At 45.4% G+C, this 16,418-nt stretch carries 11 protein-coding genes and 3 tRNA genes; 12 read left to right on the top strand and 2 right to left on the bottom strand.

Annotated elements, in window-relative coordinates; translation table 11 throughout:
- The first annotated feature begins 12 nt into the window (after positions 1 to 12).
- The 4 genes from tolB (at position 13) to nadA (ending at position 3,907) form a co-directional block, all read left to right on the top strand.
- On the top strand, positions 13 to 1,359 hold the full coding sequence (gene tolB / locus Q4579_RS05550; protein ID WP_303562345.1) for a Tol-Pal system beta propeller repeat protein TolB: 1,347 nt from the start codon (positions 13 to 15) through the stop codon (positions 1,357 to 1,359).
- A 36-nt stretch (positions 1,360 to 1,395) separates the two neighbouring features.
- On the top strand, positions 1,396 to 1,926 hold the full coding sequence (gene pal, locus Q4579_RS05545) for a peptidoglycan-associated lipoprotein Pal (RefSeq protein WP_211647635.1): 531 nt from the start codon (positions 1,396 to 1,398) through the stop codon (positions 1,924 to 1,926).
- A gap of 15 nt (positions 1,927 to 1,941) precedes the next feature.
- Positions 1,942 to 2,691, top strand: a complete 750-nt coding sequence (ybgF, locus tag Q4579_RS05540) for a tol-pal system protein YbgF (RefSeq protein WP_303562342.1) — start codon at positions 1,942 to 1,944, stop codon at positions 2,689 to 2,691.
- 154 nt (positions 2,692 to 2,845) lie between these two features.
- The gene (gene nadA, locus Q4579_RS05535; protein ID WP_303562340.1) at positions 2,846 to 3,907 is read left to right on the top strand and encodes a quinolinate synthase NadA; all 1,062 of its coding nucleotides are present in this window, start codon (positions 2,846 to 2,848) and stop codon (positions 3,905 to 3,907) included.
- Positions 3,908 to 4,006: 99 nt separating this feature from the next.
- On the opposite strand, the gene Q4579_RS05530 is transcribed toward nadA, so the two are convergent.
- On the bottom strand, positions 4,007 to 4,582 hold the full coding sequence (locus Q4579_RS05530; RefSeq protein WP_303562338.1) for a UPF0149 family protein: 576 nt from the start codon (positions 4,580 to 4,582) through the stop codon (positions 4,007 to 4,009).
- A 245-nt stretch (positions 4,583 to 4,827) separates the two neighbouring features.
- On the opposite strand from Q4579_RS05530, the gene Q4579_RS05525 reads away from it, so the two are divergent.
- The 3 genes from Q4579_RS05525 (at position 4,828) to Q4579_RS05515 (ending at position 8,608) form a co-directional block, all read left to right on the top strand.
- Positions 4,828 to 4,915, top strand: a tRNA-Ser gene (locus Q4579_RS05525).
- Between the two features lie 764 nt (positions 4,916 to 5,679).
- Positions 5,680 to 7,515, top strand: coding sequence for a M4 family metallopeptidase (locus Q4579_RS05520; RefSeq protein ID WP_303562336.1), 1,836 nt, complete (start codon positions 5,680 to 5,682; stop codon positions 7,513 to 7,515).
- A 667-nt stretch (positions 7,516 to 8,182) separates the two neighbouring features.
- The gene (locus Q4579_RS05515) at positions 8,183 to 8,608 is read left to right on the top strand and encodes an L-alanine exporter AlaE (protein WP_303562545.1); all 426 of its coding nucleotides are present in this window, start codon (positions 8,183 to 8,185) and stop codon (positions 8,606 to 8,608) included.
- Between the two features lie 72 nt (positions 8,609 to 8,680).
- Here the strand turns inward: Q4579_RS05515 and mscM are convergent, their stop codons facing one another.
- Positions 8,681 to 11,998 (bottom strand): miniconductance mechanosensitive channel MscM, encoded by a 3,318-nt coding sequence (gene mscM, locus Q4579_RS05510; protein ID WP_303562334.1) that lies wholly within the window; start codon positions 11,996 to 11,998, stop codon positions 8,681 to 8,683.
- A gap of 199 nt (positions 11,999 to 12,197) precedes the next feature.
- Here mscM and Q4579_RS05505 point away from each other — a divergent pair.
- The 5 genes from Q4579_RS05505 (at position 12,198) to Q4579_RS05485 (ending at position 16,415) form a co-directional block, all read left to right on the top strand.
- Positions 12,198 to 12,285 (top strand) — tRNA-Ser (locus Q4579_RS05505).
- 6 nt (positions 12,286 to 12,291) lie between these two features.
- Positions 12,292 to 12,382 (top strand) — tRNA-Ser (locus Q4579_RS05500).
- 778 nt (positions 12,383 to 13,160) lie between these two features.
- Entirely contained in the window at positions 13,161 to 14,360 is a 1,200-nt protein-coding gene (locus tag Q4579_RS05495; RefSeq protein WP_303562332.1) for a multidrug effflux MFS transporter, read from the top strand.
- Positions 14,361 to 14,516: 156 nt separating this feature from the next.
- Positions 14,517 to 15,491: a diiron oxygenase gene (locus Q4579_RS05490; protein WP_303562330.1), complete on the top strand. Its 975-nt coding sequence runs from the start codon at positions 14,517 to 14,519 to the stop codon at positions 15,489 to 15,491.
- A gap of 12 nt (positions 15,492 to 15,503) precedes the next feature.
- Positions 15,504 to 16,415, top strand: a complete 912-nt coding sequence (locus Q4579_RS05485) for a class I SAM-dependent methyltransferase (RefSeq protein WP_303562323.1) — start codon at positions 15,504 to 15,506, stop codon at positions 16,413 to 16,415.
- Positions 16,416 to 16,418 lie beyond the last annotated feature (3 nt).

Genomic DNA, 16,418 nt, shown 5'->3' with positions numbered 1-16,418 from the left:
AGGGAAGGTGGAATGAAACGTTGGATTTTGGGCTTGTGTGCAGCCCTGCTCACCATGAGCCAGCTGGCACACGCAGAACTTGAACTCGTGATTACTGAAGGTGTCGATTCGGCGCGTCCGATCGGGATCATTCCTTTTCAGTGGCAGGGCGAAGGGGCTGCGCCTGTTGATATGGCGGCTGTGATTGCTTCCGATTTACGCCGCAGTGGTAAATTCAGCCCGGTTGCGCCAAACGAAATGCCGCAAACCCCGACCCATGATGCAGATATCAATTATTCTGCCTGGACGGCCATGGGTGTTGATGCACTAGTGACAGGGACCATCGATAAAAATGCCGATGGAAATTATGTTGTTAATTACAAACTGATTGATGTCGTTCGTGGTCAACTGACAAATGGTGAAAGCCGCGGACTGGAAAACGGTCAACTGGTTCAGACCAGTGACCATATTTTGCTGCATAACCGTGCAACCATCCGACTGAACCGGATGCGTCAGTTTGCGCACCGGATTTCTGATGTGGTTTACGAGAAGCTGACCGGCGAAAAAGGGGCGTTTTTGACCCGGATCGCCTACGTCGTGATTGATGACAAATCAGGCTATCCATATCAGCTCCGTATTGCTGATTATGACGGTTATAACGAGCAGTTAGTGCTGAAATCCAAACAGCCGCTGATGTCTCCGTCCTGGTCTCCGGATGGCAATAAACTGGCCTATGTCAGCTTTGAAAATCAGCAATCTCAGATTTTTGTCATGGACATTACAAATGGCACCCGTGAAATGGTCGCCTCTTTCCCAAGACACAACGGATCGCCGCGTTTCTCTCCGGATGGACGCAAACTGGCGATGGTTTTGTCAAAAAGTGGCAGTCTGCAGGTCTACACATTAGATCTTCAGACCAAAAAGATGAAACAGGTGACAGACGGGCGTGCGAACAACACTGAAGCGTTTTGGGATCCAAGCGGTCAATCGATGATCTTCACGTCAGACAGAGGTGGTAAACCCCAGATATATCGAGTAAATTTATCTGACGGTTCGACCGAGCGTCTGACATGGCAAGGATCGCAAAACCTCGGTGGTCAACTGACTCCGGATGGTCGTTATTTGGTGATGGTGCACAGATCGGATTCTGGTTACAACATCGCCAAGCAGGATTTGAAAACAGGTGCATTGCAGATTCTAACCAAGACATTTCTGGATGAATCTCCAAGCATTGCACCGAACGGTGGCATGGTCATTTACAGTTCGGTGAATAACAAATCTAACGAACTGTCCCTGGTGTCGATAGACGGGCGATTCAAAGCGCGTTTACCCGCTACCAGTGGTCGAGTTAGGGCACCATCTTGGGGACCGTTTTTATAAGGTTCACCGCAATAAAGCGATATATAAGGAAAAATAATGCAACTGAATAAAGTTTTAAAGGGTTTGGCAATTGCGCTGCCAATGTTTACTCTGGCTGCTTGTAGCTCAACTGAGAGCACAGATAGTTCTGCGGCTCAAACGAATGCTGGTACAACTGGCTCAGAAACTACAGTTGTAACAACACCTGTAGATTCAGGTTCAGCGGCAATGTCAGAGCAAGAAGTTCGTAACCAGCAGCTGCGTCAGGAACAGACGATCTACTTCCAGTTTGATAATGCTGAAATTCAGGAAAGCTACCAGGAAATGCTGGAAGCACACGCTGAATACCTGCGTAACAACAGCAACGTGAAAATCGTTGTTGAAGGTCACGCAGATGAGCGTGGTACACCTGAGTACAACATCGCGCTGGGCGAGCGTCGTGCGAATGCAGTTGCGAAATACCTGCAAGCGCTGGGCGTATCCTCAAGCCAGATTTCTATTGTGAGCTACGGTGAAGAGAAGCCGCTGGTACTGGGCCACACTGACGCCGATTACGCGAAGAACCGTCGCTCGGTTCTGGTTTACTAAGTTAAGGTAATCAAGATGAACAGTAACCTGATGCGAAACATCGCATTAACGTTGCTGATTGGTGCGGCGACCCCAGTGGTCGCCGCACCTGCTCCTGTGACAGAGCTGAATGCCAGCTCCTCAGGCAGTGACAGCAGTCTGCAACGTTTAGAACGGATGTTCGAAGCACGAAGCCAGATGCAACTGGATATGCAGCGTCAACTGGATGAATTATCCCGTGATGTTGGTGAGCTACGTGGCATGGTCGAACGGAACAGTTACGATATGAAGCAGATGCTGGAACGCCAGCGCGAGCTTTACCGTGAAATTGATAAGCTGAGCCGCTCCAAGCCGGCGGAAGTAAAAGAAGAAAAAACTGACAACAGTGGTGGTGAAACTTATGCTGCCAATGTAGATGAAAACTCGGCCTACGAAAGTGCTGTGAATCTGATTCTGAAAGAGAAAGATTACGCGGGCGCGATTACAGCCTTTAACGGATTTCTGTCGGCTTATCCGGAATCTGTCTATGCGGCAAACGCTCATTACTGGCTGGGTCAGTTGTACTTCACACAGAATAAGATGTCTGAGGCGCAATCGCATTTTCAATCTGTCGTAGATTTTCACGACTCCAACAAGCGTGCCGATGCGCTGCTGAAAATGGGGGTCCTTGCTGAACGTGCGAACAAGCCGGATGAAGCGAAAAAACTTTATCAGCAAGTGGTCGCAGAATATCCCAATACCACGACCTCACAACAGGCTGAGAAAAGCCTGAAATCCCTCAAATAATTCCCTGACGCCATGCTGGCGTTTTGCTTCACCATCAACTTGTGATGTGCAGGTTGGTGGTGTGGGCTTCGTTTTACCGAGCATATTAGTATTACAGTGCAATTGCAGTGTATAATGCCCGGATTGAAAGGACGAGCTGATAGAGCAAGACGTAATGAGCCTGACATTTGACCCTACAGAAATGGTTTACCCATTCCCGCCAAAGCCGATCCCTTTAACGGTGAATGAGCAGGAAGACTACAAATCGAAGATCAAAGCCTTACTGAAAGAAAAAGAGGCCGTTCTGATCGCGCATTATTATACAGATCCAGAAATTCAGGCCCTGGCAGAAGAGACGGGTGGTTTTGTTGGTGATTCACTTGAAATGGCGCGTTTCGGGAATCAGCATCCAGCGAAAACCCTGATTATTTGCGGCGTCCGCTTCATGGGTGAATCGGCCAAAATTCTAACGCCTGAAAAGCAGGTGTTGATGCCGACCCTGGCAGCAGAGTGTTCTTTAGACTTAGGTTGTCCTGAAAAAGAGTTCACTGAATTTTGCGATGCGCATCCGGACCATACCGTTGTTGTCTACGCCAATACTTCTGCCGCTGTGAAAGCACGTGCCGATTGGGTAGTGACTTCAAGTATTGCACTGGAAATTGTTGAGCATCTCGACAGTGAAGGCAAGTCCATCATTTGGGGCCCGGATCGTCATCTGGGCAGTTATATCCAGAAGAAAACAGGTGCAGAGATGTTGCTGTGGCAGGGAGAGTGCGTCGTTCACGACGAGTTTTCCGCCAAAGCTTTAAAAGACATGAAACACTTGCATCCCGATGCTGCAATTCTGGTTCACCCGGAATCCCCGGCCAGTGTGGTTGCTTTAGCGGATGCAGTGGGTTCAACCAGTCAGTTGATCAAAGCGGCGAAAAGTCTGCCGCAACAGAAATTGATTGTTGCAACGGACAAAGGCATTTTCTTTAAAATGCAGCAAATGGTTCCGGAAAAAGAACTGATTGAAGCGCCGACTGCAGGAGCAGGGGCCACTTGCCGCAGTTGTGCACATTGCCCGTGGATGGCGATGAATGGCCTGAAAGCGATCGAGACGGCACTGCGTGAAGGCGGTGAAAAGCATGAGATTTTTGTGGATGAGTCAATTCGCGTGAAATCTTTGATCCCGTTGAATCGGATGCTGGACTTTGCTGCGGCACTTCAGCTTCAGGTCAAAGGAAATGCCTGAGCATTCTTTAGCATAAAAAAGCGGCTTTGGCCGCTTTTTTAGTTTCAGTTGTTTGCGCTCAGGAAGGGATGTGTTGTCCCGTCCTGAAAACACAAGGGATCAGCTGTTTTCTGTCAGTTGCTGTGCACGCTGCGTGAGCCCGCAGAGCATTTGCGGAATTGCATGATAGATTTCCTCAAACTGTGCCAGACCTTCCGCGCCTTGCTCAGACAGGGCTGCAATTGCATTCTCCGGATCATACAGCAGGCTGACTGACAGCAACACACCACCGAGCAGCGCATTGTCCTGACTGTCTTCCGGCATAATGGTTTCCCAGTCATCGCGCGCGAGCTGCCAACCCTGTAAGACACCTTCAGCAAAAGCTCGGGTTTCTTCGGTCACCAGTTCTCTGTCGTCCAGTTGGCACGCCTCAGGCCATTGCCAGGCGCTCGTTAGCAGTGCCTGACGGGATTCATTCCAAATCTCGACAATCGCATTCGCATAGTTTTCGAGTTCTTCGTGCGTACTGAAAGGTGAGGTTTCCTCGCCACCCCAAAGGTAAGCCAGCCATTCAGCCGGATCCAGCAGATGAGGCGCAGCCGCCATTGCAGTGACAAAGCCTCGGGTTTGGTATTCAGACAGTAAGTGCTCACTCAGCTCTGTGTTTTGCAGGATTGCTGAAAGTTGTGCAGACATGTTGAGTTCTCTTCGCAATTGGGCAGACATTCCATCATGATGCCTGACTTTGAATGGCCCGTATTGTAGCAGGCAGAGCGGACAGACACAGTATTGAAGCGTTGAAAGGGATGAAAAAGGGGAGGTCGGGCTGGATTTGATTGAAAAATATTCACTTGATTTGTTTTGTGGGATATTCGGTTGACCCACAAGATACAGATCACTATAGTAGCGCTCCGTTGCTGGCCAACAGTGACCAACAATTTGGTGAGGTGTCCGAGTGGCTGAAGGAGCACGCCTGGAAAGTGTGTATACGGCAACGTATCGAGGGTTCGAATCCCTCCCTCACCGCCATCTTTTGAAAAGACGTCTAAGGACGTCTTTTTTCATATCTGAAGGTGTTCAATGATTTGTTCCTTCTCCGGAACAGTCATCTGCTCAGGCTTATTTGCCTATCTGAACCCTGAAATCATCATTTCCGAGCTCATCTCATTCCATGGTGAAATAAAACTCCGGTATTTCCTTTTAAGGCTGGTCGAAAATACATCATCATTATTGATTTTTAGCTGATTAATTTAGGTGTGATTGAATATAAAGAAGGATTATCTTGCTTGGCTAAGCATGATTTTAATTTAATATCAAATAAACTGAAAAAATTTCAAAAATATCTATTAGCCATCATTCAAATAAAAACTATTCTAAAATAGAATAAATTTGCGAGTCACCATACAAAACTCATGATTTTATTGCATTTCATTTTTCAATTTATCTATATCTATATATTCAATAAAGCTTATGTGTAAAATTGAATATACACATAAAAATTAATTAACCAACTGTTTTAAAATAAGAATAGAATAAAAGCTCCTATGTATTATCTTTTCTGTCATTAATGTGTCTACTTTCTTATACATCCTTCTCGTTATTTTTTGTATTTTTTGTTTGCAACAGATTGAAAAGATACGCCAAAGTTAAATCGCTTTAACAAAAAGCCAATTAATCGATAACAGGGCTGAAACAGGAAGTTCTCAGTTGTTTGGCGATGAATCATTGAAGCAGTACTGATTTGTTGGTTGGGAGATGCAGGACAGCTCGCTAAAAATCTCTAGGAATGAGTAATGAAAACAAACAAACGACAAAAAGTAGCCGTATTAACGCTAGGATCTTTATTTACCTTACCAACACTAGCCGCAGACATGGTTGATGTCACCGATGTCTCTGTCTTAGAACAAGGGTTGTCAGCACGTTCCGTGGCGCCTTTGAATAACAGTTTTAAAGCGGTCAAAACGGTCAACCTGCCAAATGGTAAACAAAAAGTTCGCTATCAGCAGCTTTATAAAGGGTTACCCGTTTATAACACCGGCGTTGTGGCCACATCGAATGCCAAAGGGCTGACTCAGGTTCATGGCCAAATGGCCCAGAATGTTGAGCAGGATCTGCCTGCTATTTTGCCTGGTCTGGAAGGGAAACAGGCACTGAATATTGCGAAAGCACATCATGCTGCAGCCCATGCACAACTGGCACCGGAAGCATTGCCTGTAGAGAACGAGCAAGTGAAACTCATGGTTCGCCTGAATGAAAGCAATCAGGCTCAGTTGGTTTATCAAGTGAGTTTCTTTGTCGCAAGTGAAGAGCCATCCCGTCCATTCTTCTTTGTTGACGCAAATTCTGGTGATGTGCTGGACACCTGGGAAAGCATTGCACATATTCAGGCGCCGGGTACTGGCCCTGGCGGTAACACCAAGACCGGTCAATATCAGTTTGGCGTCGACTTTCCGAACTTCATGGTCGAAAAGAATGGTTCAACCTGTACCATGAATACCAGCGCGGTGAAAACGGTCGACCTGAACCATCGCACGTCAGGTTCAACGGCTTTCAGCTACAACTGTTCGACGGATGCAAACTATAACGATCGGAAACAAATTAATGGTGCTTATTCTCCGCTGAATGATGCGCATTATTTTGGTCAGGTTGTTTTCGACATGTATAAAGACTGGCTGAATACAGCACCACTGACCTTCCAGCTCACCATGCGTGTTCATTACAGTAACAGCTATGAAAATGCCTTCTGGGACGGACAGGCAATGACCTTTGGTGATGGTTATTCGACGTTCTACCCACTGGTCGATATTAACGTGAGTGCGCACGAAGTCAGCCACGGTTTCACCGAGCAAAACTCAGGTCTGGAATACCGGAATATGTCCGGTGGTATTAACGAAGCATTCTCTGATATCGCAGGTGAAGCGGCTGAATACTACATGCGTGGCAGTGTTGACTGGGTTGTCGGCAGCGACATCTTCAAGCAATCGGGTGGCTTGCGTTATTTTGACCAACCTTCCCGTGATGGCCGTTCGATTGACCATGCATCCGAGTATACTTCTGGTTTGAATGTTCACTATTCAAGTGGTGTGTTCAACCGCGCTTACTATCTGTTATCGAATAAAGCGGGTTGGGATCCACGGAAAGGCTTTGAAATCTTTGCGGTTGCAAACCAACTTTACTGGACTCCAAATTCAACTTTTGATCAGGGCGGTTGTGGTGTCGTGAAAGCGGCTGAGGATCTGGGCTATAACACGGCAGATGTTGTTGATGCGTTTAATACTGTCGGTGTGAACGCTGCCTGTGGTACAACACCGCCTCCAACCGGCGATACGCTGGAAAAAGGTAAACCAATCAGCGGACTGTCTGGTAATGCGAACAGCGAACTGCATTATACCTTTACCGTACCTGCCAATGTTTCCAGTGCGTCAGTGAGCGTTTCTGGTGGCACCGGTGATGTGGATTTGTACGTGAAAGCTGGCAGCAAACCGACCACGACGTCTTGGGATTGCCGACCTTACCGTTACGGGAATAATGAAACCTGTAATGTCGCTGTGTCCTCTAATCAGACTTACTATGTGATGTTACGTGGTTACAGCAGCTTCTCTGGTGTGACTGTGAGCCTGAACTACTAAAGACACCAATCTCAAAAAGATGAAAGGGAGCCTCTGGCTCCCTTTTTGTGTTGCGGTGAATTGTTAAATAAGTGTTATTTAATTTCACATTTCACGTTGTTTTATTTCTGTCGAGCGTTGAATGCATCGACATCACTTTCTTGTTTTTCAGGTCGGTTTCACAGGTATGATCAAAGGTTGGCGACGAAAAGACATCATTCTTTAGGGATTCAATTCATAAACCGGGCGTGTGATTCTGTTTTGGGGTGTTCATGAAAATTTTAGTCATTTATTTTCAATGGATTGAAGTCTTTTCTGATTCATTGGTCCGATTTCATCGCGTATTGGTTCTCTAGTCCGGCAGCGTGAAGAAATACGATGTAAACCTCCCCGTTCACTTCGAATCTCAGCGAGTTTGTTGTCTGATTTCAGCCTGCCTGAATTCCTGATTTCTTCCTTCTAGCACGTCAGTGGTGCGTCGGTAGCGGAAAATGCGGCTTTCATCACGCGATTAAGTTGTAAATTAACTACACCATAAAGAATATGGTGGGAAATTTTACAAGAAAGCTGTTTTAATACGCAATATGACTGGGTTTGTCGCTATTATTTAGAGATATAGCCCGTCAATACATTTTTTATCGGGCTTTATTTCTGTTTGGTCGGGGTAGCAGTGAAAGAACAATTTAATATGCGTCATGCTGCGGCAGACACATTCGCGATGGTCGTTTTTTGCTTTATCACAGGCATGATGATCGAAGTTTTTGTGTCTGGTATGACGTTACAGCAATCGTTAGCTTCCCGAACACTGTCTATTCCAGTGAATATCGCGATTGCCTGGCCCTACGGCGTTTTCCGTGACTGGATGATTCGTCAGGGGACCCGATTGAGTCCGCAGGGCTGGATGAAGTTTACTTCAGATATGCTGGCTTACGTGCTGTTCCAGTCACCCGTTTATGCCGCAATTTTGTGGGTTGTGGGTGCTGATGCTGATCAGATCATGACTGCTGTTGCCAGTAATGCCGTTGTGAGTGGGATCCTCGGGGGGGTCTACGGTCAGTTTCTTGAAGCATGTCGCCGTATGTTTAAAGTGCCGGGTTATTACCAGCAAGCCTGATTCTCCTCTGTGACACAATGTAAAAAGCAGCCACTGACTGGCTGCTTTTTGTTTTTCATCTCCCCCAACGGCTTAGCGACTCAGTGGATGCCGCTGTTGCTTTTTGATGGCGACCTCGAGCTGCGGATGGGCAATCGAAATATCATGACGAAGGAATTTGCGTTTGATGCGACTGTGCAGATCGTGTGTCAGGCTGAGCCGGTGCCCCGTTTCTGCAGCGTAGGCGCGTACTTCAAAGTTCTGTGCATCGGCGGTGATACTGAGGAAGAAAACCTCGGGCGCCGGGTTGTCCAGAACCAGCTCACATTCTTCTGCGGCATCAAAAAGCAGTTGTGTGACCCGATCTGTGTCGGCGAGGTATTTGACACTGATGGAAATAGTGACCCGGGTGATTGAATCAGACAGTGACCAGTTGACGAACTGTTCTGTGACAAAGGCCTTGTTCGGCACAATCACTTCTTTTCTGTCCCAGTCGACAATCGTCGTGGCACGCGTGTTGATTTTGGCAACAACGCCGGTCAGATCGCGAATGGTCAGCGTATCCCCGATACGAATGGGTTTCTCGAAGAGAATGATCAGGCCGGATATGAAATTGGCAAAAATTTCCTGCAAACCAAAACCAAGACCCACACCCAAGGCCGCGATCAGCCACTGCATTTTCGACCAGTCAAATCCAATTAAAGCCGAGCCGATGATGATGCCAAAGAAAATGGCCAGATAACGGGTCAGCGACGTAATCGCGTAGCCTGTCCCCGGACTCAGACTGATGTGCTGCAACACCAGTAACTCCATGGCACCCGGCAGATCTCGCGCCAGAATGGCGGTTAACCATAAGGCCAGCAATGCCAGCAGCACACTTTTCAGGGTGATATGACTAAGTTGTTCAATACCGTCAATGTTCGCGTTGACATCCCATAAGGTAATATCCTCCAGAAAGCTGGTTGCCTGATACAAGTCTGAAGAGAGCAGGGCCAGCAGCGAAAGAAAGATCAGCAATAACAGGGATCGCAGCAAGCGCAGAGATTGCGCACTGATGATGTCCAGATCGACTTCGGGTTCTTCGATGTCAATGTGCAGCTCATGGCTGGCAGGTTCTTCTTTTTCTTCCAGCAATTCAGCTTTCCGCTGTGCCAGAATTTCCTGCCGTTTGGCTTTCGCCCGTTCAAAGGCGAGCCGCCGCCGCTGAATGAGCATCAACCGCTTGATCAGGTAATAGATCAGGAGCGTAAATACGCCGAGTACGGCTGCATATTCAAGTTTGGACATCAGTTTTTGAGCTGATCCGAGATATCCCTGGAGCGCAAAATAATTCAGCACTTGTGGCTGCAAAATCAGGAACCACCAGAACAGATGATGACCAATGTGCAACTGGCCTTGCGGCAAATCGCGATAGGTCATGGGAATCCGTTCATTGGCCATGCGCCAGAGAAAGAAACTGACGGCAAGGTTACTGATCAGAAAAGCTAAACGTCCCAGTGTTGCATTGACATCGGAGTCATTGTAATCAATGGCGAAATTTTGCATGACCATCATCGGTAAGTACAGCCAGATCAGTCGCCGGTAATGACCAAAACACCTGGCGACCAGTTCAGGCTGCCAGTCGAAGTGTTTGATGAGCAGACCATCCGGGCGGACCAGTTCACGTATAAAGCAGAACATAACCAGCGGCCAGGGCAGGGCCAGAGCCTGGCCAAGATGATGGATAAAGGGGAGTTGCCACAAGGCAGTCAGCAACGCACCCACGACTGCAACTGTCAGGGGAACCGGCCATGCAAACAGCCCAGAGATGACCACGTTGATAGTGCTGTAACTGAATCTGTCTCGGGTGACTTTGCCAATCGACTGGCTGGTTTCACTCAGGTACTTTTTCCAGCGTTTCCGGCACCAGCTTAATGCCAGAATCAGCAGGCCGATAATCACCAGACAAAATCCAAGCAGAATGGGGTCGGCGACAAAAGGTACTTTCAGCAGTCCGACCCAATGGGACGGCGAGAAAAACCATTGCAGTTTTTCCAATGTGCTTTCAACCAGCTTCAGGCTGAAGGCATTGGTATCCGGTGCCCAGAACAAAAGCCGGGTTGCATTATTTTTGAGCTGCTCCAGCGAGGTATTGAGTTTATCGAAAGCGACTTTTAACGTCGCCTGCTGATAAATCAGAATGTCGCTGCTATCAATCAGCTTTTCAAGCAGGGAGAGATTGTTCTCAATCAGTTCTCCCTGCTGCGTTTTCTGCTCATCAGAGAGGTTCTTTGCCGGGGGAGCATCGGCGACATCTGAGAGATCTTCATATCGCTGCTGGTATTCGTATTTCCGAACCTGATTCTGGGCAATCTGATTGTCCAGCCCGGTCATGTCTGGGGGGCTGGGCAGCCGGCTCAGGCGGGTGCGCATGTTTTCACTAAAAGCCGGACTGAGTGAGAGCCATTCAGCCATGTTGCTCAGATCTTCGGAGGTTTTGGCAACCTGCTCTAACTGATGATCCGTGGTCTCCTGCTTTTGCTGGACCTGATCGAGCTGGTCTGAAAGAGAGGAAAGTACATTGGCATAACGGCGGTTTTCTTCACTCAGCTGTTTCAGCTCCGGGGGTAAGTCTTCCAGTTCCTGAACCAGCGCATCCGTATCTTGTGCGGTTTGCTCGGCTTCTGTTCTGAGCAGTCGGTTCAGCATCAGCTGGAGATTATTCCGGTAAGCCTGCCGGGCTTCAATCTCGGCATTGACCAATTGAAGCTTTTGTTTGGTTAAGGTGCGGCGGTTATCTGCAGCAAGCTGTTCTGTTTCCAGCGCTGAAAGCTGATTATTGTAGAAAGCAAATTCAATGTTGTGGAGCAGAAGCAGTTGCGTATCCCGGTCCCGTTCGGCTTGTTTCTGAGCTTTTTCAGCATCACCAATCTGCTGTTGAAGTTGTTCGGCCCGCTTTGGAAACGCATCGATGTCGCGTTCAATATCTTCCAGTTCGTTGCGAAAGTTATGACGCCGCAGTTCCAGTTGTTCGAGCTTGTTGTCCTGATCAGCAATTTCAAGCGTCAGCTGATCTTGCCCCCACTGGCTGAAATCGGGAAAAGTCGATGCATTAAAATCCTTGAGTTGCGATTTCAGGGATTGCGTTTCTTCGCCGAAGTTATCCAGCAACTGTCGGCTCTCTTCAACCTGTTTCCGATAACTTTTAGCTTTTTCTAATTGATCCTGGGCCTGAAGCAGGCGTTCCAGTAATTTTTCATTCTCTGCAGTTGATTCCTGACCCCCTGCAAGTTCAAGTTGCTTGTCCAGCGCTTGACTGTATTCTACCAGTGGATCACTGTTCGGCGTGTCGGCTGGCTCTTCGCTGGCAGCCGCGGTGCTGAGCGAGAAAAGTAACAGCAAAATAGAGAAGGGTTCTAAAAATCTGCGCATACTGAAACGACATGAAAGTAAAAGCGATATCTTACAAGTGTAGAAATATCCCCGTGTCAGGCCTAAGAAAAAAGCGATTTGATCTTTTCATCATCATTTAAGCCAAGAAAGTACAACTTCTTCAGAAAATTCCTTGACCCTCAAGGCTCCAGCCAGTACATTAGCCGCCGTTGCCGAGACAGAGCGCAACAAACAATTTGGTGAGGTGTCCGAGTGGCTGAAGGAGCACGCCTGGAAAGTGTGTATACGGCAACGTATCGAGGGTTCGAATCCCTCCCTCACCGCCACATTTCGGAGAGATGGCTGAGTGGTTGAAAGCACCGGTCTTGAAAACCGGCATACGTTAATAGCGTATCTAGGGTTCAAATCCCTATCTCTCCGCCACATTCGAAAAAACCGCTGATCACTCAGCGGTTTTTTTTCATCTGAACTTTGGCACAATCAAGATAGGGTGCGGAACCCTAGTGTGGGTTCAGCCGAACGGAGCGAGACCACGTTGCCTTCTGGCAACGCCCGTAGAGGCGCGAGCTTGCGAGCGATAAATCCCTGTCTATCCGCCACATTTAAAAGCCTTGTCGTTTGACGAGGCTTTTTTCGTTCGATGTTTCTCAACTCACGACTTCGCTGAACACATTCCTTGAGAATGTGTTGCCACTGCTGCATCCCTGGTATGTTGACATTGTTGGATTAAGGTTTTTATGTAACAGATTTTTCGTGAGTGCCCTGGTTTCCTCTGTTAAAGATGCTGGCAGAAGGCGACATAGCATACGCCCTTCTACAGCTATCCTGCTGATTTTAAATAAAAATACCCATGAAATACTAATCTTTGAAAGCGCCATTTAACATCTCGGTCACAATAAATCAACCACTTAGATCTTTTACTAACAACTTATACTAAAAAAACATTAAATAGATCGCATGATTAAAATAGTGGCAGTGCTATCAGTTGCATTTAGGTGTTTTATGTTTAACCTGTCATCAACTCAGCCATTTCATTGAATGAAAGTGATATCAACGGTTGAACTTTGGGTGAAGAAAACGCGCAACCAGCTGTTACGATTGCTTTTCTGGCCTCGTTGATGCTGGACGTGTTGTTCATAAACCCTTTGGAGCTACAGGCGACAGTACGCATTTTTTAATCGGTACACCTTTGGGGTTAGGTATGAGTAAAGCGTCAGGTAAAATGGATATCGTTCCATTTCTTTTATTGCTGTCATTATTGGCAGGTTGTATAGAAATAGATATGTCAATTCCGAGCTTTCCGGATATAGCTAAAGAATTCAACGCAGAAATTGGATTAATACAGTTAACCATTGCGTTGAATTTTGTCGGGTTTGTGGTGGGTGCATTGATTTACGGGCCACTTTCTGAGAGCTACGGGCGCAGAAAAGTGATTCTGTTTGGTTCAATGATGATGCTATTGGGCGCGATTGGGTGTGTTTTTTCGACAAGTATTGAATTTCTGCTTTTCTCAAGGCTTATTCAGGGAATTGGTGCTTGTGCTCCAGTTGTCGTTGTTTTTGCAATTATTTCGGATAAATACGAAGGCGCAAAAATGTATGGCCTGTTTGGCCTGGTAAATGCATTTATGTCGATTGTAATGTCTTTAGCACCGTTGGCTGGGGGCTGGATTAACTATCACTTAGGCTGGCGAGGAAACTATGCTGTTGTTGCGATCATCACATTGCTCTCATTTATCGCGTTAATGCTGTTTTTACCTGAGACGAAAAAAGATAAAGTCACTGTTAACTTGAAATTCTTAACCGACAGTTATCGTAAACTCGTTACAAGTTCAACTTTCTTGACTGCCTCCCTTGTCCCTTCTTTGCTGTTTTCAGCCTATATGGTATTTATTGCATCCTCAGCATTTTTGTATCGAGAAACGTTTGAGCTTTCACTATTTCAGTTTGTAGTGCATTTCTTCATTGTTGTGGCATCATTTTCTGTCACCAGTTTACTTTCCACAAAGATAACGACTTTGATTGGCGGTGCGGAGAAAGCTGAGAAAGCCGGTATATTCATGGTGATCACTAGCCTCTGTTTGCTTGTTATCCTTGGGGATGACGCAATAGTGGTGACAACACTGATGAGTATTTTCTGTATTGGTTTCGCATTGTTGTATCCCATTGTATTTGGTCGTTCAATGAGTGTTTTTCCTGAAATGTTTGGTATTGCATCTGCATTTAATATGAGTTCAAGATCATTGCTTGTCGTTGGATCAACCACATTGAGTAGTTATTTATACACGGGAGATCCTCTAGAGATGGCATATATCATGTTGAGTGTCTCTTCAATTGCATTAGTGTTGACGATTATTTTTTACCGTAGAAAAGATAAGCAAGCCTTCGCAGATTCATATTAAGCTTAAATACCCGTCATTGAATATTCACTGAATTTTTTTGATGGGTATATTTTTAATTCAAGTAAATAAATATATTTTTAATCAATAGGTCGATCTGTAACCTATGGATAATTATCGCCTGAATTTATATTGATTGTTATCAGAGGAAATGAATTTATGGAAGAGAAGAGAAAAATCTCGATCAATGATAAAGATGCACGAGAAGGGCTATCACCCTTATATATACAGAAGTGGGAGAAACGATCTTCCATCAGAACGCGACCAGAAAAGAAGATTGACTTCACCATTGATGGACATTTTTTTCCAGAGGATAACCAGCCTGTATTACTGGATGAACGATTGAAAAATATCAGTGATGATGAAAAATCCGAACTCTTAATTCGGTCTCTTTTTAAATACTTAAATGATATTGTAACTTTAGAGATTAAACTGATCAGCTCGGCGTGTAACAAATTAATCTACTCTGATTTACCTGTTTCTTATCCTGAGCAAATTAAAATGAACGCATACACGGTAATCATTGATGAGTATTATCATGTATATGTTGCTCGGGATTTAATGAATCAACTGAAATCACAGTATCCTTACTTGAAGCAAGATGTTCTGCCTCAATCAGATTCTTATTATTCAGTCACAGAAATCATGAGCCGATTAGATGATGAAAATAAAGAACTCTTCGAAATTATTGCAGTCTGTATATTTGAAACAACTTTGGTTAGGGAATTGGTCGAGTTCTTCAATGCAAAGTCTGTCCACCCGTCGATCAAAAATTATGTAAATGATCATATGAATGATGAATCAAGACACTATATATTCTTTATGGAGCTCTTGAAATATACCTGGGGAGAGATGTCCGAATCTTCGAGAAAAGATATTGGTCGTCATATCGCAGAATTCGTGAAAATGTACTTAAATGTCGAATCTGAGAAATCGTTTAATAAAAGCTACCTCGATAGCATGATTGATGATGAAGAAGAGAATAAGAATGTCATTGATAGAATCTACAAAGGTTTTGAAGTTACACCTGATGTGCCTATCGTAAAAAATGTTATGCGTGCACTAAAGCGTACAGAATTATTAGATGACAAATATGTTAAGTCTGGTTTCATCAATGCTGGTTGGATTATTTAAAGGGTAAATACAATGACGACAATGGTTTCGCATAAGACAACATCTGAACTATCTCTTTCTGAAGAAACAAAAAATATTATATATGAAATTAAAAATAGACTTATAGAAAACCAATCTAGTCTGATACTTCCTTTAGAAGATACGTTAACTTTAGTTGATGAGTTAGCAACCTTCGATTTGGGCATTTTTCTACTACACAATCGTGGCTTAAATGGGTATTGGACGTCCTATATATTCACGGAACAGTGTGATTCTGAGGATACACATCCTCTGAAATACTGGCTGATGGAAAACTCATTGTTATGTCAGGCACGAGAAAGGTTTATTCGTTTTAAGAACCTCCTGAAAAATGAAATAGATCATGTGGATGCTATTGCCTCTATTCCTTGTGGTGTCATGGATGAGTTATTAGATCAGGACTACCGTGGTCGATCAGATGTGAAATTATTCGGTATTGATCTCGACCCGGAGTCTATTGCGTATGCGAAGAAAAAATCACATCGTGTTGGATTATCTGAAATATGCTTCTTCGATGTAAAGGATGCTTGGTCTTTAGATTATTCTGATGAATTTGATGTGATTACAAGCAATGGTTTGAACATGTATGAATCCAACCCAGAACGTCTGATTGAATTATACCGTAACTTCGCGAATGCACTTAAACCAGGAGGACAACTTTATATTAGTTTTCTGACGCCGCCTCCACCACCGGGTGATTCAGAATGGCAGAAATATGGTATTCCCCAAGCTGATCTTATGAAAGAGTTTTCAATTTTTGGTGATATTTTACAAGCGACCTATTTAAATTTTGTCAGTGAAGATGAAATCAGAGCTCAAATGGAAGATGCTGGTTTGGTGGTCACAGATGTTTACTACAACGAGCGTGGCGTTTTACCAATATTGAAGGCAGTGAAGCCAGCGTAAGGA

The sequence above is a fragment of the Photobacterium sp. 1_MG-2023 genome (genome assembly GCF_030547945.1).
In the GTDB taxonomy this organism is placed as follows: Bacteria; Pseudomonadota; Gammaproteobacteria; order Enterobacterales; family Vibrionaceae; genus Photobacterium.
The sequence above is the reverse complement of the archived record's forward strand: the minus strand, read 5'-3'. Positions and strand labels throughout refer to the sequence as shown.